At 54.7% G+C, this 24,897-nt stretch carries 15 protein-coding genes, 1 tRNA gene and 4 pseudogenes; 5 read left to right on the top strand and 15 right to left on the bottom strand.

The window, feature by feature from the left end; genetic code table 11:
- Positions 1-2: 2 nt before the first annotated feature.
- Both KHO49_RS17765 and KHO49_RS17770 read right to left on the bottom strand, forming a co-directional pair.
- A complete protein-coding gene (locus KHO49_RS17765) occupies positions 3-665 on the bottom strand; it encodes an amino acid ABC transporter permease (protein WP_213665978.1) in 663 nt (220 codons plus the stop codon).
- A gap of 64 nt (positions 666-729) precedes the next feature.
- The gene (locus tag KHO49_RS17770) at positions 730-1,560 is read right to left on the bottom strand and encodes an ABC transporter substrate-binding protein (protein WP_213665530.1); all 831 of its coding nucleotides are present in this window, start codon (positions 1,558-1,560) and stop codon (positions 730-732) included.
- A gap of 61 nt (positions 1,561-1,621) precedes the next feature.
- On the opposite strand from KHO49_RS17770, the gene KHO49_RS17775 reads away from it, so the two are divergent.
- Together KHO49_RS17775 and lhpI are read left to right on the top strand one after the other, a co-directional pair.
- Positions 1,622-2,605, top strand: coding sequence for a FadR/GntR family transcriptional regulator (locus KHO49_RS17775; RefSeq protein ID WP_349628969.1), 984 nt, complete (start codon positions 1,622-1,624; stop codon positions 2,603-2,605).
- 259 nt (positions 2,606-2,864) lie between these two features.
- Complete coding sequence (gene lhpI, locus KHO49_RS17780; protein WP_213665531.1) at positions 2,865-3,803, top strand: bifunctional Delta(1)-pyrroline-2-carboxylate/Delta(1)-piperideine-2-carboxylate reductase; 939 nt, start codon at positions 2,865-2,867, stop codon at positions 3,801-3,803.
- 88 nt (positions 3,804-3,891) lie between these two features.
- Here the strand turns inward: lhpI and KHO49_RS17785 are convergent, their stop codons facing one another.
- Together KHO49_RS17785 and KHO49_RS17790 are read right to left on the bottom strand one after the other, a co-directional pair.
- Positions 3,892-5,358: an aldehyde dehydrogenase family protein gene (locus KHO49_RS17785; protein WP_213665532.1), complete on the bottom strand. Its 1,467-nt coding sequence runs from the start codon at positions 5,356-5,358 to the stop codon at positions 3,892-3,894.
- 197 nt (positions 5,359-5,555) lie between these two features.
- Complete coding sequence (locus tag KHO49_RS17790) at positions 5,556-6,461, bottom strand: LysR family transcriptional regulator (RefSeq protein WP_213665533.1); 906 nt, start codon at positions 6,459-6,461, stop codon at positions 5,556-5,558.
- 251 nt (positions 6,462-6,712) lie between these two features.
- Here KHO49_RS17790 and KHO49_RS17795 point away from each other — a divergent pair, with 251 nt between their 5' ends.
- Positions 6,713-7,834, top strand: coding sequence for a branched-chain amino acid ABC transporter substrate-binding protein (locus tag KHO49_RS17795; RefSeq protein ID WP_213665534.1), 1,122 nt, complete (start codon positions 6,713-6,715; stop codon positions 7,832-7,834).
- A 197-nt stretch (positions 7,835-8,031) separates the two neighbouring features.
- Here KHO49_RS17795 and KHO49_RS17800 read toward each other — a convergent pair.
- A pseudogene (locus KHO49_RS17800) lies at positions 8,032-8,841 on the bottom strand (Ldh family oxidoreductase); the annotation flags it as partial.
- Between the two features lie 93 nt (positions 8,842-8,934).
- A pseudogene (locus KHO49_RS17805) lies at positions 8,935-9,141 on the bottom strand (hypothetical protein); the annotation flags it as partial.
- A 392-nt stretch (positions 9,142-9,533) separates the two neighbouring features.
- Here KHO49_RS17805 and mobH point away from each other — a divergent pair.
- Positions 9,534-11,397: pseudogene (mobH, locus tag KHO49_RS17810) on the top strand (MobH family relaxase).
- 313 nt (positions 11,398-11,710) lie between these two features.
- Here mobH and KHO49_RS17815 read toward each other — a convergent pair.
- From KHO49_RS17815 to KHO49_RS17835, 5 genes and pseudogenes are all read right to left on the bottom strand, one after another.
- A complete protein-coding gene (locus KHO49_RS17815) occupies positions 11,711-14,683 on the bottom strand; it encodes a two-partner secretion domain-containing protein (RefSeq protein ID WP_213665500.1) in 2,973 nt (990 codons plus the stop codon).
- A gap of 34 nt (positions 14,684-14,717) precedes the next feature.
- A complete protein-coding gene (locus KHO49_RS17820) occupies positions 14,718-16,442 on the bottom strand; it encodes a ShlB/FhaC/HecB family hemolysin secretion/activation protein (RefSeq protein WP_213665499.1) in 1,725 nt (574 codons plus the stop codon).
- Between the two features lie 170 nt (positions 16,443-16,612).
- A complete protein-coding gene (locus KHO49_RS17825) occupies positions 16,613-16,816 on the bottom strand; it encodes a hypothetical protein (protein WP_213665498.1) in 204 nt (67 codons plus the stop codon).
- Positions 16,817-17,161: 345 nt separating this feature from the next.
- Entirely contained in the window at positions 17,162-17,617 is a 456-nt protein-coding gene (locus KHO49_RS17830) for a hypothetical protein (protein WP_213665536.1), read from the bottom strand.
- A gap of 405 nt (positions 17,618-18,022) precedes the next feature.
- Positions 18,023-18,928, bottom strand: a pseudogene (locus tag KHO49_RS17835) (ABC transporter substrate-binding protein); the annotation flags it as partial.
- A 356-nt stretch (positions 18,929-19,284) separates the two neighbouring features.
- On the opposite strand from KHO49_RS17835, the gene KHO49_RS17840 reads away from it, so the two are divergent.
- Positions 19,285-20,094, top strand: coding sequence for a LysR family transcriptional regulator (locus KHO49_RS17840; protein ID WP_213665537.1), 810 nt, complete (start codon positions 19,285-19,287; stop codon positions 20,092-20,094).
- 178 nt (positions 20,095-20,272) lie between these two features.
- Here the strand turns inward: KHO49_RS17840 and KHO49_RS17845 are convergent, their stop codons facing one another.
- The 4 genes from KHO49_RS17845 to uvrC form a co-directional block, all read right to left on the bottom strand.
- Positions 20,273-22,102 (bottom strand): tyrosine-type recombinase/integrase, encoded by a 1,830-nt coding sequence (locus tag KHO49_RS17845; protein WP_213665538.1) that lies wholly within the window; start codon positions 22,100-22,102, stop codon positions 20,273-20,275.
- 236 nt (positions 22,103-22,338) lie between these two features.
- Positions 22,339-22,414 (bottom strand) — tRNA-Gly (locus KHO49_RS17850).
- 65 nt (positions 22,415-22,479) lie between these two features.
- Positions 22,480-23,040, bottom strand: coding sequence for a CDP-diacylglycerol--glycerol-3-phosphate 3-phosphatidyltransferase (gene pgsA, locus KHO49_RS17855; RefSeq protein ID WP_060839891.1), 561 nt, complete (start codon positions 23,038-23,040; stop codon positions 22,480-22,482).
- A gap of 32 nt (positions 23,041-23,072) precedes the next feature.
- Positions 23,073-24,896: an excinuclease ABC subunit UvrC gene (gene uvrC / locus KHO49_RS17860; RefSeq protein WP_102864946.1), complete on the bottom strand. Its 1,824-nt coding sequence runs from the start codon at positions 24,894-24,896 to the stop codon at positions 23,073-23,075.
- Position 24,897: the final 1 nt, after the last annotated feature.

Here is a 24,897-nt window from a genome sequence, read left to right on the forward strand (position 1 = left end):
GGTTACTCCTTCACCAGTTGCCAAAAGGAGAGTCGCGCTCCACCCTGAATGAGCTTCGACAAGACGTAGTACATGACGGCAGCAACGATGAAAAACTCAAAGGTGCGGAACGACTCCGATTGCGCCGCCTGAGTGGCACCGGTCAGCTCACGCAGACCAATCACCATACCCAACGAACTGTTCAGCAACGCCCAGTTCAACTGGTTGATGTAGGGGAAATAGACCACCCGGAACAACTGTGGAAATACCACATGGGTGTAGGCCTTGAAGGCCCCCATGCCCAGTGACCTGGCTGCCACATATTGTTGCTTGGGAATACTCTGCAGACCGCCACGGAATATCTCTGCCAGGAAGCCGGCATTGTTGAAGGACAGAGCAATCAACATCGCCATATAGCTGGAAAGATGCAGGCCAATGGCGCCCAAACCGAAATAGATCATGTAGATCTGAAACAGCGCTGGCGTATTGCGCGCCACTTCAATCCAACTGGCGGATACCCGCAGACCAATACCCGAAGACTGGCGACGCAGAATAGAAAGGACCAGGGCCAGGAGCGTGCCGATGATCATCGACAACACCGTCAGTTCCAGCGTGGTCTTGGCCCCAGCAATCAGGTCCGGGAGCTTTTCCCAGACCATTGACCAATAGAACGTATATCCGAACATATCGTGGCCCATTCGTTTAAACGGCCACACCTGGAAAGCGTGGCCTGATTAGAGTGCATGGTGTTCAGAAATCGCTGTTCTGCACGGTTAATGTCGGGGCTTCTCCAGCTCCGAAGTACTGGGCGTAAAGCTCCGCGTACCGACCGGTTCTGGCCTGGGTCCAGACGAAGACCTTGAGCCAGCCCAGAAAATCGGCATCATCCTTGCGCACCGCGATGCCACACAGGTCGGCGGGCGTCGGCGCCTCCCCCTTGACCACCAGCGAAGGAAACTGGCCGCTTTGTATCAGCGCGGCCGCCGACGCCACGTTCAGGATCATGCCGTCGATCTTGCCCTGGTTCAGCGCCAGGTAACTTTCCGACTCGGTTCCAAAGCCCGTGTAAGTCCCCTTGGTGTCATTCCACTGCTTGCGCGCCGAGAGCATTTCCCTTTCGGCAGTGGTGCCGGTTACGCCCCCGACATTGCGCCCTTTGAGATCCTCGAAATTTTCAATACTGGTGTTCTTTCGAGTCAGGACGATATGCGAGTAGTTGACATAGGGTTGAGTAAAACTCACCGTCAGAGCCCGCTGCGGATTGATCGTCGTGGAGGCAACCAGTACATCGACTCGCTTGGAGACCAGGGCCGGAACCCGCTCACCTGCAGTGGTTTCCACAATCTCCGCCTTTACGTTCAGCGCCTGGGCCATGTCCTTGCAATACTGGACGTCGTAGCCATCAGGTTCATTGGCCTGGTTACGAAAACCGGCCGGAGGAAAGTCCAGTTGCACACCACAGCGCAGGGTTTTCGATGAGATGATTTTTTCCAATGTCGTCGCAGCATTGGCCTGATACAGAGGCGCTGTTGCGGCAAGCGCAACAAAAAGCGAGCTGTAAGCGTATCGAGCGATACTCATGGGCTTTCTCCAGTTCATAGCTATTGGTTTTTATTAGGCCGATTGATTGCTGGATAGATCAGTGATCGCGCTGACTGCCGAACCTCTCCCTTCACAACTTGTGAGTAAAACAGGCGTAGCGCTGCTCGCCCGATTGGTTATTACTCTTTTCCAGTTCAGGCGCATTTGGTCGATTTACGTACAACTTTATGCGATTCTGAGCGGCATGGCCGACTCTATCCGCAAAGAGGTTAGCCAGCAACCAATACCAAGGAACAGGTCATTTTTTCAGACAAGTCCTAAACTATTGGTCTTTTTTTTGATCTCTGGAGGGGACATGACAGTAGTGAATTCAGGCTTTCAGGCCAAACAGATCTATGAGCAGGTGGCCGATACGATCCGCGCGAAGATCCTCGATGGCACGTTTCTGCCGGGCAGCCGCTTACCCTCCGAACGCGACCTAGCAGGGCAGCTGGGGGTCAGCCGCCCCGCTGTTCGCGAGGCCATCGGCGCCCTGCAGAATGAAGGCCTGGTCGCCACACGCCATGGCTCAGGAACCTACGTGACACAACCTTCGACAGCCAGCCAGCAGGCACCGGCACAGGCTGCGACAGCAGTCGCCTCAGCTGCCGATCTAAGTCCGGTGTCGACACTTGAGGTCAGGATGATCCTCGAGCCGGCGATTGCCAGGCTGGCTGCCAAACACGCAAAACGCGACCCTCTGGCAGAACGCTATCTGTCGGCGATGGCTGATGTTCACGACATCGCAGACCCGCTGCAGCAGGCCCTGTGGAAGGAAAGCGATCGGCTGTTTCATCGGCAACTGGCAGCCATGACCGAAGATCCGCTGATCATGAGGATGGCTGATGTCATCGCTCAGACCATGGAACAGCCACTATGGAACCGTCTACGCGACGACGGGATTTTCGATCCCGAAAGAATCAAGCTGTACGCCGCCGAACACCGCCTGATCTACGAAGCCATCATCTCCGGAGACGCAGACGCGGCCGCCTTCTACGTGGAAGGCCATATCAAACGGGTCCGGCGCGACATCGCTCCGCAATAAACCGCAAGCACAATGAAATCGCCCTGCGCCAACGTACCCTTGCGACTGACGAGCCACGACCCCTTGCGCTGCCTGAACAGCCACCTGATCAACCACTTTTTTAAATTGGTTGTAATTAAACCTCTAACCGTCTAGCTTTGGTTTCGAATGAGACCAGAAAGCCCTTGACTCTGGTAATTTCTGCCAGAGTCACGCCCCGCGCCATCCTGGCCATCTCAACCTCAGTTCCAAGACCAATAACGACAATATGAGGCTCAGAATGACTCTTTCTTTAGCTCAAGACTCTCGTGACGAATTCATTGTCTGCGACAGAGCGAACACCGCCGCTGCGCTGGATTTCCACGCCTTGGTCGAGGGCGTCAGACAAGCGATGCTGCAATACGAAAACGGAGAAATCATCAGCCCGGAACGGATGGTAGTGCTCTTGGGCCGGGATGCCGTGCTGCTGAGCATGCCCGCTACTGCCGCGGACATTGCGGTACACAAGCTGGTCAACGTCTGCCCTGGTAATCAGAAACTCGGCCTGCCCACCATTCATGGCCAAGTGACGGCCTACAACGCCGAGACCGGGAACCCGCTGTTCACGCTTGACGGCCCCGAAGTGACGGGACGCCGCACCGCCGCCGTGTCGATACTGGGTATTCGCACATTCCTCGCGACAGCTCCTGTCGAGATCCTGATTATCGGCACGGGCACCCAGGCTCACTACCATCTCCAGGCGCTGAGCACGGTTTATCCAGAAGCCCGCATCTGGGTACGCGGCGTCACTTTCGACGATGCTCAAGCGTTTTGTATCCGTAACGCCGAGCTGCACCAGAAGTTGTCACCTTGCGCGCCCGACGTGGTTCCCGACGTTCAAGTGGTGATCACTGTCACCACCAGCAAGAGTGCCTTCTATGAAGAAACTGCGATGGCTGGCCGTCTGATTATCGGAGTGGGTGCGTTCAAACCCGAGATGGCAGAAATTAGTAAGCACACGCTGCAAGGCAGTCAGATCTTTATCGATGACCTGCATGGTGGAAAACATGAAGCCGGCGATCTGATCCAGGCCGATGTCGACTGGACCACAGTACGCTCCTTTACCTCGGCCTTGCAGAACACACCCGATCTGTCCCGCCCCATCGTTCTTAAAAGCGTGGGGACTGCTGCGTGGGACCTAGCCGCGTGCCGGATTGCACGCAAAGCCTTGAACCGTTGAGCCCCCCATAAACCTCTGACGTGACCCGACAGCTTGCGTTGTCGGGTCCAGCAGCCTGAGTTGCGTGATCGCCAACACGCTGACGGGGTCAGCACTGCCACTCTCGAGCAGGATGGTTGATGAACACGGTCTTTGATCGGCGAAAGGCGTTGAGCCCGCACAGACCTACGTCGCTTCCGAGCCCCGACAACGTCCATCCATCAACCGTCAACGCCTCGTTGTAAATCAAAGGGTTGTTGACCCAGATCAGACCTGCCTCAAGCCGATCTGCGGCCGTGATTGCTTCGGCCAAATCGCCGGAAAACAATACAGCTCCCTGCTTGCAGGGTGAACTATTAGCCAGCTCCAGGGCTTCATCAAAGTGCCGCACACGGCGAACGGCGGCTACTGGGCCAAAACATTCCTCATGGTAAATATCCATGTCATCGCTGAGCTCGGTAAGAAGGGTTGGTTCATAAAACCAGCCAATAGGGTGATCGGCGGGTATCTGTCCACCACAGACTCGTGTCGCCCCTTTGGCCAATGCATCCTCCACAAGGCTTATCACTTTTTTTCGTGCTTCCTCGCTTACCAACGGTCCAATCTCCGAGTAACCACGGCTGTAACCAGTACGCAGCGCACGAACACCTTCTGCAAACCTCTCGACAAATAGGTCGTGTACTTCATCCACGACAAAGAATCGTTTTGCCGAGGTACAGGTCTGTCCACCCAGACGAAACGCGGCAGTGACCGCACAGGCTGCTGCAACATCCAGCAATGCGTGTCGCGAAACGATCACCGGAGCACTGCATCCGGTCTCGATCACACAAGGTTTCATCAGCTCCGCACAAGTCACGGCTACGGCGCTAGCTGCTGCGGCACCGCCACTAAAGGCGACAACGTGAGTAGCAGCAGACTGCACCAGCAATTGTGCCGTTAAGCCATCCCCTGGAAGACAGGAAACCAAACCCGAAGGCAATCCTCTGAAGTACTCCATGAACTTCAAAGTACAGAGTGCAGCGGTCTCTGCAGGTTTCACTATGCAGCTGTTACCTGCGGCCAATGACGCCGCTACGGTTCGGCACATCAATAGCAGCGGCTGACTGACTCCGAGAATATGCACACTGATTCCATAAGGCTCATAGTGCCTGTGTTGCAGCGTCAGAGACCGCAAACTACTGAGGACGTCATTGGACCCTTCACTGGCCAGTTCGGCGTAGTGTCGAAAAACCCGTGCACAACCGGCCAGCTCAGCCATAGCGTCAGAAAATGACCTTCCCGTCTCCGCCCCCATCAGGCAAGCAACCTCAAGGCCATGCTCAACTGACTGCTCGATGGTCTCGGCGACTTCATGCAGTAACCGGCCACGCGCCCTGCCGTCGAATGCTCGCCACTCGATGCGTGCAGCGTCGGCGACGGCGATAGCCGCGTCGACGTCGGCTTTATCACATAACGGGATGACTCCAATGCGCTCCAGCGTCGCCGGATCGAAAACTTCCCGTGTGCGACGACTAGCAGAAGGCAAATACCCAGGATTGACGAAATACAGAACCGCGTCAGCGTGAGCAGTGTTCATCGAAGCATCCTTGTTCAAGTCATTAAGGGTATCCGTCAACATCAAGAAAAGCGGACCACCCAGACATGTTCTCCATAGGGACCCACCGGCCACAGCCGGACCAGTCAGTAAGGACGGACGCTACCAAGCTCCAGCTGACAATTCGATTTCACAGAGCTTACCTTCAGGTAACCAGATAATTGACCGTGACTAGAACGCTAGGAGGCAATGCTTTCCAAGGCTTGCAGGTAGTGATCCAACAGCAGGTTTCCTGCTTGGTCGGGGCGAGTGATCACCGAAAGCTGAGTACAGTATCGGTAGTGCTCCGGACACAAAGCACGCATGCGTTCAGCATCGACCCAACGCTGAGCGTAATGGCTGGGCAGATAGCCAATGTATTCACCACTCAGAATCAAGAACGCCACCCCCTCGCGATCGCTGGACGTCGCCATTACCTTCAGCTTCTTGGAGTACTTGATGACCTCCGGTTCCTGGGATTGAGCGATGGTGACCGCGTCACAAAGGGGTAAGCGTTCGAGGATCGAGCTTTCATCCTCAACCCCGAACAGAGGGTGTTCATGGCTGCAATAAAGCTGCGACTCCTCGGCATACAAGGGTCGATAGTCCAAGCCATTCACTCTGTGAGTAGTGGGTATCGCGCCAATGTGGAAATGACCATCGAATACGCCGCGGGCCACGCTGCTTGGCGTCGTCATATGCACATTGACCTGAATATCGGGCCCTTTGGCCCTGAGAATCTTGAGTGCCTCAGTCATTCGCATGTGAGGCGATGTCACCAGATTGTCAGTAATTCCAATGTTGAGCTCCCCCCGCAGTTGAGTGGTGGCGGAGTTCACCTGGGTGCGAAAATTGCCTATGGCCGCGAACAACTGGAGTGACGCGTCGTAGATGCTCTGCCCGGCAACCGTCAAAGCGAAACCACTGCGCCCACGTTTGCAAAGACAAACACCCAGACGGCTTTCCAGATTGGCCATGCTCAAACTGATAGCCGCACGACTGATATTCAGCTCTATCTCGGCAGCGGAAAATCCGCCGCACTCAACCACCGCGCGAAACACCCGCAGCAACCGAATATCGATGTCACTTACCTGACCCACTCTCATAAGAGACCTCCGCAGCCAAGCCACAAGGTTCAGAACATCCAGCGAGCCGGCACTATAGAGGTGCCACCGCCCTTGTCGCCATGCTTCAGCAGACAGATCAGAAACGGCTTAGATAGGTAAGCCTCTGGTTACCTGAAGGTAAGACAAGAGCCATTCTTTAATTCCTTCGAGTTACGTAGCTTGGTCCTCCTGATCCGGCCGACAAATGTCGGCTTGGATTGCGTATTGAGTTCATACATCAAGCAAGGAGCATGACGATGAAATCGATGGCAGGAGCAACGGCTCTGGTAATGATGCTCAGTTCATCACTGGCGGCTTATGCCGATCAGGAGATCCGCATAGGTGTAGCCGGCCCCTTCACCGGCAGCTACTCCAGGCTGGGCGCGCAGGTCTGGAACGGCACCAACGCAGCGGCCAAACAGATAAACGCCGCGGGCGGCATTAACGGCAAATTGATTGTCCTGGTCAAAGGAGACGATGCCTGCGAACCCAAGCAAGCGGTGGCGGTAGCCAACCGGATGATCGATACCGACCATGTACAGGCCGTCATCGGCCACGTCTGTTCCTCCTCCACCCTACCCGCCTCGGAGATCTACTCGGACGCCAACATCCTGATGATGACTCCTGCGTCTACTGCCAACACCATCACTGAACGTGGCCTGGACACTGTGACCCGAATGGTCGGACGCGACAGCCAGCAAGGTGAGGTTGCTGCCAATTATCTACATGAACAACTCCAGGCCAAACGCATCGCCATCGTGCATGACAAGGACTCCTACGGCATGGGAGTAGCCCTGGCCGTACAACAGCGCCTGGGAGAAATGGGGATCAAACCTGTCCTGTTCGAAGGCCTCACACGCGGCGAGAAGGATTTCAATGCCCTGGCCACCAAGATCAAGGGCTTGCAAGTGGACGCGGTCTTTTATGGTGGTGTCGCCGTGGAGGCTGGCACCCTGGTCCGACAGATACGCGAGTCGGGGGTCGACGCTCCCTTTGTGGCTGGCGATGGCATCGCCTCCGATGACTTTCCGGTTGCGGCCGGTGGTGGGCAGTTCATCAAGGGGGTCTTGATGGTCTTCGGCCAAGACGCACGACAAAATAGTGAAAGCCAGATGGCAGTAGCCGCGTTGCGCAAGGAGGGATTCGAACCTCTGGGATACACGCTGTATGCCTACGCGGCGCTTGAAGCCATTGCTCAGACCATGCAAGCCACCCAATCCCATGACGGCGCGGTACTGGGACAGTGGCTAAGGGACAACAGTGTAAAAACCGTTGCTGGCAATAAGCGCTGGGACGCCAAGGGAGACCTGGCGACGCCTGACTTCGTGATGTATCGCTGGGATGATCAGGGCGAATACAGCGTCTTGCGCTGATTTTTTTTGTGGGGCGCCAAGATCAGGCGCCCCAAACAGAATGCCGCGCATTCAGCCAATGTCTCCCACAGCCTTTACTCGGGCGGTGCTCAGGGGTAAGGGCAAGAAATACACAATCCCTAAACTCCACCCGACAGGCTGTTACTACCCGAACATATCGGCCGCCCGCCACATTCGTTGTCAGAAGGACGCTGCCGTTAAACCCAAATCGCCCCCCCTAGCTGCTGATACAACGCCATGGGCAAGCTGATCCCCTCTTTCTGCGCCCGGACCCAGGCTTGCTGCTTGGCTTGCCCAGGTGGATGGACGCCCAAACCTTCCAGACGCTGCATCTGCTGTGCCAGGCGGCTCTCGAACTGCTCGTCGAGCAGGTGCGGGGCGATAGCGATCACCAGCAGCCCCGCACCCGGCGATTGCCCGCCGCGGCGAAAATCCGGCGCATCCAGCGACCAGTTGGCACCGCTGACGCCGCCGGCGAGCACTTCGACCAGCAAGGCGATATTGGCCCCGCGACTGCCGCCGAATGCCAGCAAGGCACCGTGCATGGCCTCCCGGGCACTCAGGGTGGCAGCGCCCTGGGCATCCACCGCCCAGCCTGCGGGGATCGTCTCCCCGGCCTCGGCCGCCTTGAGCAGGTTGACGAAGGCCGTGGCGCTGCTGGCCTGGTCGATCAGCAGCAGGCGCCCGTCGCCGCAAGGGGCGGCGAACGCCAGGGGGTTGGTCGAATACATCGGCTGGCGCTGACCGGCCACGGTCAACAACGGCGGGCCATTGCAAAAGGCCAGTGCCACCAGGCCTTCGCTGGCCAGACGCCGGGGGTAGTAGCCCAGCTCGCCACAGGTAAAGCCGCTGTGCTGGGCAAACAGGCTGATCCCCAGCTGCCTGGTGTTGTCGCACAAGGCGCCAAAGGCCCGCTCGAAACCCACACTGGCCAAGCCATGGCCATGGGCCGATACCGTGGCTTAGGCCAGGGCTTGGGCCACTTCCTGACTGCTGCCGGCGTCGAGCCCCTGCCCCGGGAAGCTGGAGCGCTTCTTTCAGCGCAACGGTTTTTCAGCGGCCGAACTTCAACATTGAAACGGGCCGGATCAGGGGCTCGACTATCGAGAGGCATCCTCAAGAATCAGGTCGGCGCCCTTCTCCGCCACCATCAGTACCGCCGCGTGGGTGTTGCCGGAAGTAAGCGCCGGGGCCTGCATGATCTTGCGCAGCTGCCAGCAGTCCTGGATCACCTGGACAATGTCCTTGTCGGTGCTCAGGTAGTTGAGGTCTATCAGCGCTGCATACCGAGGGTTGTTCGAGGCGATTGGCTTCCGGGACTCGGACTACTTCTTCCTGAAAATCAAGGCCGCCTTCCCCGGGAAGGCACGATGAACCAAACATGAAGCCGGCAATCTGATCCAGGCGGATAATGTCCGTCTGCGCTGACGAGAAATGATGGCTCATAATTACGCCGCACAGATCAATCCGCTACAGAAAATCTCCATAAATTAAGCCACCCCCAGACCAGAAGAACAAAAACGCAAGTCTTGGGAACCTATTTTCAGCTGCTCTGATAGCGTGGATTTGAGAGTGTTCGCTCGCTTTGACATGAGGACGCTCATGAACCTGCGGTGCCCCACTCGTACCACGCTAACCCTAAGTTTTTGCCTCACAGTCATGACGGGGTTGCTGACCCACAAACATTGTAGGTACCCACATGCTTGGGTTGTTCAAGCGCAAAAACATGGCCTTGAGTGTTGAACCACCAGAATCAAAAATCTCCCGCGACCTACCCAATGGAATGAGACTGGCAGAACCAGCCGAATCGCTGCTGGCAACCTCGCGCCGACAGAAAATGCTGGCACATATCTGGCAACGCACCTCGCTTTCACGTGAACAGTTCGCCTTGCTGTATTTGCAGCCGCTGCAGCGCTACGCGGAACTGGTCCAGCACTTCCCCGCCTCAGAAAGTCATCATCACGCCTATCCAGGCGGCATGCTGGACCATGGACTGGAAATCGTCGCCTACGCGCTAAAGTTACGGCAATCGCACTTACTGCCCGCAGGTGTAACACCTGAGGACCAAGCAGCCCAGGCGGAAGCCTGGACCGCCGCCATCGCCTATGCAGCTCTACTGCATGACCTTGGCAAGGTCGCCGTTGATATCCATGTCGAACAGGAAGAAGGGCGAGTCTGGCACCCGTGGCACGGACCACTACAAGGCCCCTACCGCTTCCGCTATCGCAAAGATCGCGAATACCGGCTACATGGAGCTGCTACCGGACTGCTCTACCGCCAAGTGCTCGACGAGCGTATCCTGGATTGGCTAAGCCAATACCCCAATCTTTGGACACCACTGCTCTATCTATTGGCTGGCCAGTACGAACATGCAGGTGTTCTGGGCGAACTGGTAATCCAGGCCGATCAGGCATCCGTCGCTCAGGAGCTGGGAGGTGATCCAGGTAAAGCACTGGCAGCTCCACGCAAAGCGCTGCAGCGCAAACTGCTCGAAGGCCTGCGCTATCTGATCAAGGAAGAACTGAAGCTGAACCAAGCCAAAGCGTCAGATGGCTGGCTGACAGCAGACTCACTGTGGCTAGTGAGCAAGACCGTCTCGGACAAGCTGCGTGCACACCTATTGGGCCAGGGTGTCGAAGGTATTCCTACTAGCAACACCGATGTGTTCAACATATTGCAGGACCACGGCATTCTCCAGGCCACTCAAGACAACAAAGCCATCTGGAAAGCGACTGTCACCCATGGTGATTGGTCACATACCCTGACGTTACTGCGACTGACTCCAGCACTGTTCTGGGAAAAGGACGAACGTCCCGATCCTTATACCGGCACGATCAAAGTTGTAGAGGAAGAAACCACTGCCTCGACTCCCGCTGTAAAGGCAATTGACGAGCGATTCGCAGTCGATAATCAGCCACCGATCGACCTTCCTTACGGCATCAATGACCTACCAGAGTTTTTTGCTCCCATCGACTATACGTCGGATGCTCCAGATCTAGACAGTAAAGATCTAGCGCTTCAAAGATACTTTCCGCCGGACCACTCGCCAGCATCCCCGAAGCACAACGCCCTTCCTTCAGGCGAACACTTCATCAACTGGCTGAGCCAACATATCGCGTCGCACAAACTCATCATCAACGACACAAAAGCCCTGGTGCACACCGTCGTCGATACTGCCTACCTGGTAAGTCCAGGCGTGTTTCAGCGTTACGCGCAGGAACATCCCCAAACAGCTCACTTGGCCAAACAAGATAAGATTTCAGACTGGCACTGGGTGCAAAAGCGCTTCGAGCAGTTACAGCTACATCGTAAACAGTCCAACGGTTTGAACATCTGGACCTGTGAGGTGACAGGACCGCGCAAGTCCAGGCGACTGCATGGCTACTTGCTCAAAGATCCAGGTCTACTGTTCATCCAATTACCATTGAACAATCCCTATCTGACGCTGGCATAACGAACTGCTGCCGCTCACAACTCAGCAGCGCACCGGGGAGGAACCTCCCCGCGCAAGGTGTTTTTCTACTGAGGTTCCAAACGAGGTTGCACTTTATTTGGTGAGCTGATCGCACTCAAATTATCTGAGTGTTTGTAATGCTAATCACCGACCTCACAGACTTGACCAATGCGTTTCGAGACCATAGGCGGCAGGAGCCAGCCAAATGTGATCTGGACTGCCCCCGCCCTCATAGACATCTCCAACCTATGAAAGCGTCCTGCCTTATCCTTAATGCTGGAGTTCGGAAAGTCTGTTTGCCGGACTCTTGCGTTGATGGAATCGATTTTACACACAGACCAACAGGCTAGAGCTGCATTTGCGTGGCTCTAGTCTGTTGGTTGAAAGTGCCTGTGGTCGGTTCTATGTGACCTGAATCGAAGTTAGGGCAGGAGAATTTGTATATCTTGCTCTTCGTTAGGCTCTATGGCTAACCCATAAGGGGAATGCTTATTTGCTTCTTGCATTTTTACATGCTTCAAGCTTGCGGAAACATTTCGTGGGGAATCAATATCAATATTCGCTGCCGGAGCCTGCTTCAGAGGCTTGTGCCGAATCACTGTCCCCCCCTCAGCCACGATGATATTACCTACGATGTCATCACCGGTTGTGGTGTTCCCAATGATAGTACCGCCCTTGCCGACGGTCAGATCGTGCTCGGCCAGTATGCCGTCCGCCGAAATACTTGTGCCTTCTAAAGTTGCACCTGCGGGAACTACAAAATCACTGGTGAGCTCTACGCCATTTCCAGATTGGCTGGTGCCGTTCACCGTACCACCCTGATCCAATATCAACTGGTTGCTTGCAACAATGCCTGCGCCTAGCTGACTTGTCCCGGTCAAGGTGGCACCGTCTGTCATCTGAACAGGTTGTCCAGTGATTACTAAACCGCTACCAGCGATGCTATTTCCTTGTACGACCGCACCAGGCAATAGAACCATATTGGAGTTAAATACTGCACCATTACCATTGGTACTTTCGCCATGCATAGTTCCTGCAAAATTTAAAGTGGTATTTACATCGAAATTCCCGGATGAAATCCCATTGCCATTTTTTGATGCGCCGTGAATATTGGTGTTCTTGGGTATATTTAGTGTGGTGTTATCAATAACGGCTACTAGCACTCCTGCGCCATCGGTTGAGGAGCCAGTGATATTGATATTGTTTTCGGCAGTAAGTTTTACCCTAGTATAGACGCCGTTACTTTTTTCCGAGGTGCCCGTGATATTTATATCACTTCCGGCAGTGTGCGTTGATTGATCATAAATGCCGTTACTTTTTTCCGAGGTGCCCGTGATATTTATATCACTTCCGGCAGTGTGCGTTGATGCAATACCGACGCCGAATCCGTCCGTTGAGGAGCCAGTGATATTGATATTTTTTTCGGCAGTGTGCGTTGATTGATCATAAACGCCGTTACTTTTTTCCGAGGAGCCCGTGATATTTATATTACTTCCGGTAGTGAGCCTTGATACAACATAGGCGCCGATTCCGTCCGTTGAGGAGCCAGTGATATTGATATTTTTTTCGGCAGTGTGCGTTGATTGATCATAAACGCCGTTACTTTTTTCCGAGGAGCCCGTGATATTTATATTACTTCCGGTAGTGAGCCCTGATACAACATAGGCGCCGATTAGGTCCGTTGAGGAGCCCGAAACATTCACATCGCCTTTAACAAAATTTACTCCTCTAATATATGCGCCATAACTCTTCTGCGAAGTGCCAGTAATATTTAAATTTCTTCCTGCATTGAAGACGCCATAATAAGGCTGGTTTGTGCCTCTGCCGTCATTAGAACTGCCTGTAACACTGATATCGTTTTGGGCTTTTGTTTGTCCTCCTGAGATTACGCCGGAGCCTTTATTAGAACGCCCGATAAAGTTGATATTGTTTTTGGCGTTTAGTCGACCTGAATCTTCTATCCCGTGGCCTGCATCAGACAGCCCTGTAACATTGATATTATTGCCTGAATTCATTGTTCCAGAAATACCGCTCCCTGTGTGACTGGTCGATTTGCCAGTGATATTTATATCCCCTTCTGCAGAGAGCGTTGATGTAGTGTTGACGCCTCTATTTTTCTGCGAGGAGCCCGTGATATTGATGTTGTTTTTAGCTGTAATATCACCCTGGCTAATATAAACCCCACCTAAATCTTCAGAAGCGCCAGTGATCGTAATGTCGTTGCCTGCAACCAAGCTCGATGACGAAGTTATCGCTACACCATCTATTTTTTTGGAGCTACCTGTTAGTTCTATGTTGTTGCCGGCGTTTAGCTTAGCATTGACGTTGAGTTTAACGCCGTCACCATTGCCGGCAACGACAATGTCTTTGTCGGCTTTGATGGTCGATGAAACTGCATTAGTGCCGATTACCTCTACTCTGCCGTTATCCGCTACCAATTTGGCCGAGCCGTTCTTGTTTTGCGCGGACGAATCCATCAGGTCGGAAATAGCGGTGGCCTCAATGGTGCCAACGCTATTTTTGACCCAACCTTCATGAGCTCTGAGCTCTACATGGGCGGCCTTGAGGGTACCGGCATTATTGTGTACGCCAACAGCGGGTTCTGGATGGGCAACCCCGGTTAGCTCAACGCTGAGAAACGGATTGGTGCCACTAGGCATGGTGAGCGTGAAGTTTTTACCGGAAGCCATTTGCACGGTGCCCTTGGTCGCGCTGAGTGTGCCGGTATTAGTGACATTGCCTGCCCCTGACAACACTACAAATCCGCCCAGGCCGTTTGCAAGCAGTTGGCCGTTATTGATGATGTCACCTGCGGTAGTAACGTCGGTTGCCGGGGCAAACGTATAGTTTTTATCCATGAATGCGTCGTTACTAATCTCCTGCGTTGATACCACCAAGCCACCCACATTGACCTGTGCTGTTTTACCAAATACAACCCCGTTGGGGTTGAGCAGGAATACTTGGCCATTGGCATTCAGCGAGCCATCAATCTGACTCTTGGCGCCTGTGACACGGTTCAGGGTTACATCGGTGGCATTGGCGTGCTGGAACGTCACGGTGTTTGCATTGCCAATATTGAACGTATTCCAGTTAATGACCGCGTTGCCGGGTTGCTGAGTGACGGTCATGCCTGCGTCTTGGGTGGCGATCGCAGCATTGCCGGCAGCGACAACTCCTCCGGTTGGCAGGATTGAGGCGGCCTCAACTGACGTCATGAACCCCAGGGCCCATAACATTGCAACAGCTAGGCGTGTTGGTTGTAGATACAGACGCTGGGGTTGCGCGCCAGGGCGCGCAGAGGCAGAGGCCTTACCCTGACTGCTTTGCAGTTCAGAGACTACAACGGGCTGGTTCAGGGCGCGGCTAAAGATCACTCTAAAACGATTCGAGTTCATGGTAAGCACCTATGGATGAACAAATGATGAATGACTAAAACGATGTGCTTACGTCCAGCCAGATGCGGTTGGCATCCTGGGATGTCGACAGGTTGTCGGACAGGCGTTGGGCATAGGTCAGGCGGGCGTTGTATTTTTGAGCGACATTTACATTGAAGTAGGCCCCGGCACCTTCCAGGCGCATACGGCTATTGCTGTCTGGATTGGTACCCCAGCTATGGCGATTAACGCGGCCTTCGGCTCGGTCGTAAAACACTGCAGCGGTCAAACTCTGATTCAAGAGCGAGGGGGTATGACGCAACTCAAAGGTTCCTTGCGCGCCCTGGTTGACCAGGGTGCTATCCGCAACAAACGCACGCACACCGCCAGGACCGCCTAACACCAGTGATTGGGAGCTATCCAGGTTACTGTTGGTCAACTGAGTGCGTAATGCAGCAAAGGCAGACCATTGCGGGGCCAGTGTTTGTTGCCAATAGCCGTCGATACGTTGTTTGAAGAAGCTGCCCTGGCTCTGACGCGTTTGTCTGTCGATGGCCTGATCGAGTGGGTCGCCAAAATGCAGGCGACCCACTGTTGATGCGAGGCTAAAGCCAGCCACGCTGTTGTCCCAGAAACGATAGCCCGACAGTTGGGCGGTTGTTGTTTGAGTGTTGCGACTACGGTCCACAACGTGCAACAGGCGGTCACTGAAATCACTGTACTCATAAACAGCCCGTGCCTCTAAACGGCCAAGATGAGATAGCCAAAGCGGATGACTGATCCAAGCCGAGTAGGCATCAGAGTCGCCTTCGGCATCCAGAGGATCGAAGGCGCCGTTCAGCACATAATCAAGGTGGCTATACCCACCCCCCACGCGAGTGCCATACGGGCCAACCGGTAGGCTGTAGGAGACGCCATACTGCTGCAGGCCGGTATGATGCTCCAAGGCTTCGGTACTGGTCACACCATCCAGCGTTACCTGGTCGCCAATAAGCAGTGTGCTATTGAGCGCCACCCCGGCATTGAGCTGATTGCGTCCTGTATAGGCGTTGCCATGATTGTTCGCCCCGGCGTAACCACTGAGGTGTTTAATGGGCGCCACCTCGACATCGAGCAAGGTCGTCCCTGGCAAAGCGCCAGCCTTTAAGGTTGCTGCTGCGGAAATGCCAGGCAGATCGTTGAGCAAGTACATGGCGCGATCGATGTCCGCACTCATGACATAAGGAGGAGTGGAGCAAGGTGCTAGGCAGGTTGCATGTTCGATAATGCGCTGTGCGGTTTCGAGCTCTCTAGGGGATGATGCTCTCACCTTGGGTGCTGCATAACGGCCTTCGATGACCTGTAAGGTCAGTGTGTCGTTTTGCATACGTTGCTTGGGGATCAAAACGCGAACCGCCATGAAACCGCGCTGGGCATAAAGCCGTTCAACCGCCACGGTCATTTTGCGAAGATCGGCGATGCTGACCTCTTGATTGAGCCAAGGCGCAACGGCGGCGTCCAACGAGAGTTTAGGCAGGCCTTGAGCCCCCTCAAAGACAACGTGCGTGATGCGTACTGTCTTGCTCGATGGGGCAACATCTTCGCCATCAGGAGGCGTTGAAGGCGCGAACATGTCGAACTCGATAGGTAGTGATCGATCTTCGGGTTTGACTGGATCTTGTTGCAATTGATTGCCCAAGCTGCCAGCAGACGGCAATTGGGCCGCCTGAACGGCCATAGGAAGCCCAAAACCCAGAGAGGCGGCCAGTATGGTCAGGCGCCTCAGCTTGTGAAATGTCATATAAGATGCACATCCGTTAAAAAAGAAGGATGCGAATATCAAGGTATGGGGTGGGCAAGGCTACGGACGGCTGGTGAATAGCTGTGAAATATGATTATTGCCTGTTATTTGGTTGCGTAAAAATAAGTATTGCTGTACGGCTTCTATTTTTGTGCATGTCTTAATGAGTTTCAGGCCAACCCCTTGAATGTACAGCGTTGCGCAATGTGTTCGTTTGCCACCTTGGGATCAGCTGGTGTCGATGCGGAGGGAACCTCGACCGGCGGCACTGTCCGCGGTGGCTTGGTCTTCTGTGCCGCCTGGTTTGGAAAGTCACCATGCACCGCCTTCTGGATCAGCCTGAACAGATAGCTGACTGTAATCTGCGTCTGCATAGACCGCGTTTTTCCTGCACGCTTGATTGCGGACTCCACGACACCTGGACAAACCAGCCCAGGGGCATTTGGACATTCGTTCCGTGTTCACCTGGATCGCATCGCCAAAGGTCAGTTCTGTCAAAATCAAAGTACCGTTCGCTTAGAATCTCTATTACGTCATCAATTACTTGGTCTCAAATGCCAGTTGCCAACTCGAGGACTTCGCGTGTCGGAGAGCCCTCCCGATCCCACTCGTAGGTTGACTCTTTGTCCCGCAGCAACCGGAGTTGCCAGTCGTCGAGATCAGGTGCTGTTCGAGTGTAGTGCTCGGCAAATGCTCGCTCGATGTGATCCGCAAGCATATCAATTGACCAAGTACGCCAGCTCACTTTCGGTACAGGCGTGCTTTCGATCGTTGAGCTCGAATGTGAGTTTGTATAAAAGAAGACCTATATGCTCTAAGTGATCGGGTTCTTCAGGGGAGAGGAGAAGATGAAGATTGATTCCCTTCGTTTTTTCGATTTTGATGTCGAGTCTCATTTCCACGCTGGGAAAGATCAACCCCACTTCTGACAGTCGACCCAGCCATTTCCATCGCCGGATCGTCCGATAACTTTCGATAGAGAAATAGTCCGTTATGCCTAAGGCTTGGGTAGTAGGAGCGGCGGCCTCTAGCGCGGTTAGGTATAGATTCCAATCACCATCAAATTGGTCCTTGAGCAAGGTGCCAGGGGTGTGGATGTGTGGACCCCAACGTTTCCAAGAAAAACCAGTAAAGCTAAAGGGTTGTCTTGAGGGCGCATACGCGATCCATTGCAAATTCTAGGGAATCATTCAAAAGCAATGTGCCACTAGGCAAGCGAAATTGTAAGCCCTATATGGCTGCCATCTACCGGCAAGAATCGGCCAGTTCAAACTGCAGGTGCAATAAGATAATTATTAGTTCGATTGGGACGACCACCGTGCGATATATGAGAATCAGAAGTGAAAATTTTTATCCGGAAATATGAATGTCCTGTAACAGAAACTCAGTTACATGCGGTCTCATCCAACATCTATTGGGACTAAAGGGGTGTCACAGTAAATATGATTACCTTTTTCAAGGAAAAGCTGTGAGCATGGAAATCCCCTCTGGAACTCAGCTCTCGGGCATGAGCTGTCCGCACCGTTTACTGTTCTGTGTGCGTATCCTCTGCCCGACACTTCAGTGCCGGGCAGTCTGCTTTACCGCGCAGCCCAAGCGTTAAAGCGCTCTTCAAGCTCTGTTCCGTGATCAATCCAGAAGTCGCTATCAACCTTCAGGGCCTGAGCCATGTTCTGCTCAGAGCTCGGAAAACTATTGTGCGTTTCGGGAGCGATCAGTTCCATGGTCTGCTTATGAGTGGGACCGTTGAACATCTTTTCGGCGAATATCTTTTGCTGCTGCGGCAAACTCGCGAAGGCTATGAATTTCAGCGCTGCTTCCTGGTTCCGGCTGCCTTTGACTATGGCCCAGCTATCTATGTCATAGAGACTGCCATTCCACACTAACGGGAAGTCGTATCCCTCTTTTTGGGCACTTATTGCCCGGGTGATGTACACAGACGTCATGCTGACATCTCCAGCCGCCAGCCATTGCATCGGCTGAGCGCCTGACTCCCACCACTGTATCTGTGTTTTGATCTGGTCCAGTTTGCGAAAGGCCCGGTCTACGCCACCGGGTTGTCGCAGCACCTGATAAACCTGATCACGTGGTACGCCGTCGGCCATCAGGGCGATTTCCAGAGTCAGCTTCGCGCCTTTGCGCAGAGCCCGCTTGCCAGGAAAGCTCTCCAGATCCCAGAGGTCCGCCCATTCTTTTGGGGATTTCGACACCGCTTTAGGGTCATAGACCAGAGCCGTAGACCAGATAAAAATACCGACCCCACATTCGCTTACCCCGTCTTCGACGAAGTCCTCCTTGCGCACTCCGGGAATCGCCGGCAAGCGCTCGAACAATCCTTCCTCGCATCCGCGCTGCAACTCCGCATGGTCAACTTCAACGACATCCCAGGTAACGCTTCGGGTATCCACCTGAGCTTTGATCATGCCGATTTCGCCGTTGTATTGCGCTGCTCGCACGACCACAGAATGCTGCTTCTCAAAAGGCGTGTAGAACGCCTCCTGCTGAGATTATTTGTTTATTCCACCCACGGAGACGACCGTCAGTGCCTCGGCTTGGGCGCAAGTACCTAGGGCGACCAGGGTCAGGCTGGCTATCGCAGTTTTAAACATGGCAGATCATCCTTTTTCTGGTTTAAAAAACCTCGAAGAGGATGCTAACCAAGGTGACAAGCTGCTATCGGGAATAAAAGGCTCAAGCGGCGGGAATCTTTTTCCTCCGCCGCTGTGCGGATAGAACGACTCAACTCACTCAGGGGCCGTAAGATCGAAACCCGAATAGACCTTAAACAAAGCTAGAAAACCGAACCATCGTTCGAGCTCTGGTCGTTAGGAGGCCATGAAGAATGAAGAGCTGCAACGACTATCGACTCCCCTCTCTCGATGCACTGCTGGCCTTTCAGACTGCCGCGCAGTTGAAGAGTTTTGAGCGTGCAGCCGAAGCCCTGTCGCTGACCGCAAGCGCACTACGAAAACGTATAGCGGGTCTTGAGCAACTGCTTGGCTTGGTGTTGTTTGATCGTCAAGGCGGAACCCTCGCGCTGACGGCGCAGGGGCAAATGTACCTGGAACAACTCACCCCCGTACTGACTCAACTGATCGCCATACCGGTGCATCAACGCCCGGCACAACGCAGGCAGCGCCTGACACTCAGTTGTCCACCCACGTTTGCCCGTCAGATCCTCATCCCCCGCCTTGCAGAACATAGCCAACATTACCCGGACATCGATCTGGAAATTCAACTAAGCGCTCCCATGTCTGGTACAGAAGCACCGCTGCGAGACATCCAGGTATCTGGAGAAAGCGCCACCGTGGAGCCTCAACACAGGCTACTCGACGAGCTCTTGCAGCCCTTGGCTGCACCAGAACTGCTAAGCCGTTACCCAGACATACAGCTACCGCAGGAGTTCGCCTGCCTGCCGCTGATGCGCTCACTGCTAGAGCCCTGGCAACCCTGGTTTCAACAAGCGCACCTGGCCTTGAACGAGCCAGACCAGGGACCGTCCTTACTGGATCTGGGGATGATGCTAGAGGCTGCGGCCAACGCTCAGGGGGTCGTCCTCGCGCGCCCCTCGCTGGCTCGTGATTGGCTGGAAAGTGGGCGACTGGTCGCGGTCGGCAATGTTCGTAGTGTTCCTTCCTATCCGAAGCCTTGATGAGGCTGGTACTCAATAACCTGCAAGGGTCTTATGTCCGGATTGTTGTAGTTGAGATGCCCCCTGCCAAAAACAACTAACTTGCTCTGATAGAAGATTTCAGGCGCCTGTTGATTTGCTGGGTGCATACCCACCTCCGGAGCAGAGGTTGGAGATGTATAAGATGCGGGGTAGTCCATTACTGACCTACCATGCTGCTCACAATGCCAACAGCCATACTAACGTTGTTTGGCGTGAGCACATCAATAGGCGAACGTCCATTTAACTGCTCATGAGGCTCACTGAGCGCCCTATACAGTCTCCACACATCGACACCAGGTGACTGCTCCAGCACCGTAACTACCAGCTCGTGACACAAAGGATCGAGCTGCCAGTCAGGTATGCGCTGACCACGATTACCAAGACTGAGTGCTAGTAAGCGCCGGTTCTTGATGTCCCGACCGACTTGATCACGAGATTTTCCAGCCAACTTGGCGAATGTCAGAAGCGGCAAATTACACGGAGCTTCGTAGGTGGCAAGCATCTCAGCACGTTCACGTTGTATCGCAGACATCGGGGATTTGTTGAGTTTTCCAACCTGCGCCGGAGCGAGTACTACTGGCGGAGTATAGGAGGCGACAAAGTCAGGTTTTACACTGACATGTCCAGGTTCGGTATCACGAGCGAATTTTTCGCCGTACAAGACAGGACTGGGATCAGAACCTTCAGACCCACCTAATGAAGCGGCCCCCTCGAGGCGGATCGTCAGTGGAGAACTGGCTGCCTTCACCCGACCCAGCCTGCAAAGATCCAGTCGATTCGCCCAATCCTGCATCATCGTCCGCCGCTGCTCGATGTACTCTGCGTGGTTATAGGCCGCACTCACCTGGTCTTTATCTGCATGAGAAAGCTGGGCCTCCACCCAGACCTTCGGGTACCCGATCTCGTTGAGCGCTGTAGAGATCGTTGCCCGCATGCCATGACCTGTCAAGCGGTCCGCATACCCCATCCGCCGCAATGCATTGTTCAGAGTATTCTCACTGATACGTTTGCTGAGGTCGCTGTAATGCGCTAGCAGATAACGTTGAGCGGGCACAACGTTGCTCAGCAGTTGATGCACTATTTCCAGCGCCTGAACTGATAAGGGAACGATGTAAGGAGGAATATTTGCGGCCTGCCGCCCAGACTTTCGCATCTCGCTCTGCAGCTGTTTCACGATCTCAGGCGGTATGACCCACAAACGATTCTCCAGATCAAACTGATCAGGTGTCGCCAGGCGCAGTTCACCTGTACGGACACCGGTCAGCAGCAACAACTGAAGGCCGAGCCGAGTTTGATTAGCCCCACCGTAGCCTTGGATTGCCGCCAATAACGCTGGCAGCTGGTGCATACGCAAGAATGGATTATTCGCAACAGGCGGTTTGGGCAACGCGACAACATCAAGATCCGAGGCTGGGTTCTGCTCAAGCCCCTCAACCTTAACCAGTGCATATCGGAACAGTTGATTAAACCAGGTGCGACATTTTTCGGCAGTGGTTAGCGCCTTACGACGCTCAATTCTGCCTAGCACATCCAACAGATCATGACGGTTGATGTCGAAGATCGAGCGCAAACCCAGAGTCGGCAGGATGTCTTTATTAAAAGTCCTCAAAATCTGAGAGAGCGTGCTCTGTCGGCCCTCCTTCAGGCTAAGCCTGCGGAACTCAATCCACTGTTCAAACACTACCTCAAAGGTATGTTCTTGCGCACCCAGCACAGCACGTCGTCGTTGCTTACGGTCTTCAAGGGGATTGACGCCATGGGCAACCAAAGCACGTGCCTCATCACGCTGCGCGCGGGCTTCCTTCAGGCTGATTTGCGGATAGCCGCCCAAGGACATGCGCTTCTGCTTGCCCGCCCAGTAATACCTGAAATGCCAGATCTTGCTGCCACGGGCTGTTACGTTGAGCGCAAGCCCATCAGTGTCGCCGAGAGAATAATCATGACCGGTGATCCGGGCTTGCCGAACGGCCATATCCGAGAGTGCCATCGTGAGCTCCTGAACAGAGTCAGTGGCCGGATGCTCATCTCGATGCTCGCACCGCTCCAGCAACAAACCGATTCAGCGCTTGCCCGGATTCAAGCCTTTAAAGAAGGACTCATTTCTGGACTTAAAAGCACTGGATGGTGCTGGATTTCAGTGGAACCCGCCGGAACGAAAAAAGGACCCGAAGGTCCTGATTTCAATGACTTACAGAATTCAGTGGAACTCTGCAGCACTATATTTGGAGCGGGAAACGAGACTCGAACTCGCGACCCCGACCTTGGCAAGGTCGTGCTCTACCAACTGAGCTATTCCCGCATCGTCTTGGTGTTGCGCATTCTATAGAAATCCGAATGCGCGTCAAGCCCTTGATTCAAAAATACTTATTTTTTCTCGTTGTCGATTTTCAGATGCGGCCAGGCGGCCCGCAGATACTGCAGCATCGACCACAAGGTTAGCCCCGCCGCTACCAGCAGCAAGGCATAGCCCACCAAGACCCAGAAGCTGAAGTCCGAAGGGTTGGCCAGGAGGATCACCAGCGCCAGCATCTGCGCTGCTGTTTTCCATTTGCCCATATTGGACACTGCCACCTGGGCCCGGGCGCCAAGTTCGGCCATCCATTCGCGCAGTGCCGAAACAACAATCTCGCGACCGATGATCACGGCTGCCGGCAAGGTCAGCCACAGGTTGCCGTGCTCTTGCACCAGCAGCACCAGGGCCACCGCCACCATCAGCTTGTCGGCTACAGGGTCGAGGAACGCGCCAAACGGCGTGCTCTGCTGCAGGCGTCGCGCCAGGTAGCCATCCAACCAGTCAGTGGCAGCCGCGAAGGCAAAGACTGAACTGGCCGCCATGTAGCTCCAGCTATAGGGCAAATAGAACAGCAATATGAAAATCGGGATGAGCAGGACGCGTAGAACGGTGATCAGATTAGGGATATTCATCGGCACAACTGGCTACGAGGTGATTGGGCATTCTACTCGCTGTGCAGGTTTGCATAAATCAACTCTGCGAGCTTTTTACTGATTCCCGGTGCTTTGGCTATCTCGTCGATGCTGGCACGAGACAGTTCTTGCAATCCACCAAAATGTTTAAGAAGGTCCCGCCGACGCTTCGGGCCAACGCCCGCCACCCCTTCCAGGGTCGAGGTACGCCGGGTTTTGCCACGTCGAGCACGGTGACCGGTGATCGCGAAGCGGTGAGCCTCATCGCGGATTTGCTGAATCAGGTGTAACGCCGGTGAGTCGCCTTTGAGGGTGAATTCGTGAGCGGCGTCATTCAGGTACAAGGTCTCGAAACCCGCCTTGCGGGTCGCCCCCTTGGCTACGCCGAGGAGGATCAGGTCCGGTACCGCCAGTTCATTGAGCACGTCGCGAGCCATGGACAACTGCCCCTTGCCGCCATCCACCAGAAGGATATCCGGCAGCTTGCCTTCGCCTTCCTTGAGCTTGCTGAAGCGCCGGGTAAGAGCCTGATGCATAGCCGCATAGTCGTCTCCGGCGGTGACACCCTCAATGTTGTAACGGCGGTAATCGGATTTCAGCGGCCCTTCCGGACCGAAAACCACACAGGAAGCCACAGTCGCCTCGCCGCTGGAATGGCTGATGTCGTAGCACTCCAGGCGCTGGGGCGGCTCGTCCAGATTCAGAACTTCAGCCAGGGCTTCAAAGCGCGCGGCTACGTGCTGGCGGTTGGCCAAGCGTGCACTCAGAGCCTGTTCGGCATTGGTCACCGCCAGTTGCTGCCAGCGGGCACGGGTGCCACGGACCCGGTGACTGATGGTCAGCTCGCGGCCCCGCAGTTCGTAAATGGCGGCGACCAGCGTCGGGAAGTCTTCGTGCACCACGTTGACGATCAACTCCGCAGGCAGATCGCGCTCAGGACTGCTGACAAAATACTGACCCAGAAAGGCCGACATGACTTGCGCCACGTCTTCCTCGATGCCCACCTGGGGAAAGAAGTTCTTGCTACCCAGCACCCGACCGCCACGCACGCTGATCAGGTGCACGCAGGCGCCACCCGGGTTGACGAAGGCCGCGACCACATCCACATCACCGGTGCCACCTTCCATGCTTTGCTGGTCCTGGACTCGGCGCAGCAGGGAAATCTGGTCCCGCAACTCGGCGGCCTTTTCAAAATCCAGAGTGCCGGCGGCCGCCTCCATCGCACTGGAAAGTTCGTCGGTCAAGGCATTGCTACGCCCTTCCAGGAACATGACCGAGTGGCGCACGTCTTCGGCATAGATCTCGGGTTCCACCAGACCGACGCAAGGTGCCTTGCAGCGTTTGATCTGGTACTGCAGGCAGGGCCGCGTGCGGTTTTTGTAATAGCTGTCCTCGCACTGGCGGACCATGAAGGTCTTCTGCAACAGGCTGAGGCTTTCACGAATGGCACCGGCACTGGGGTATGGTCCAAAGTACTTGCCCTTGTGCTTCTTCGCCCCGCGATGAATGCTAAAACGCGGAAAATCGCCATCCGAAAGAAACACATAGGGATAGGACTTATCGTCGCGTAAGAGAATGTTGTAGGGCGGCCGCCACTCCTTGATCAGCGTCTGCTCCAGCAGCAGCGCTTCGGTCTCGTTGGCGGTAATGGTGGTTTCGATCTGCGCGATACGCGCCACCAGGGCTGCGGTCTTCGGTGCCTGGCCGGTCTTGCGAAAATAGCTGGACAGCCGGTTTTTCAGATTCTTGGCTTTGCCCACGTAAAGCAGGCGTGCATCGCTGTCGAACATGCGATACACGCCGGGACGGCCACTGCAGGTAGAAAGAAAAGCACTGGGATCAAACAGGTCAGTCATT

Source organism: Pseudomonas sp. RC4D1 (assembly GCF_018390395.1).
In the GTDB taxonomy this organism is placed as follows: domain Bacteria; phylum Pseudomonadota; class Gammaproteobacteria; order Pseudomonadales; family Pseudomonadaceae; genus Aquipseudomonas; species Aquipseudomonas danubii.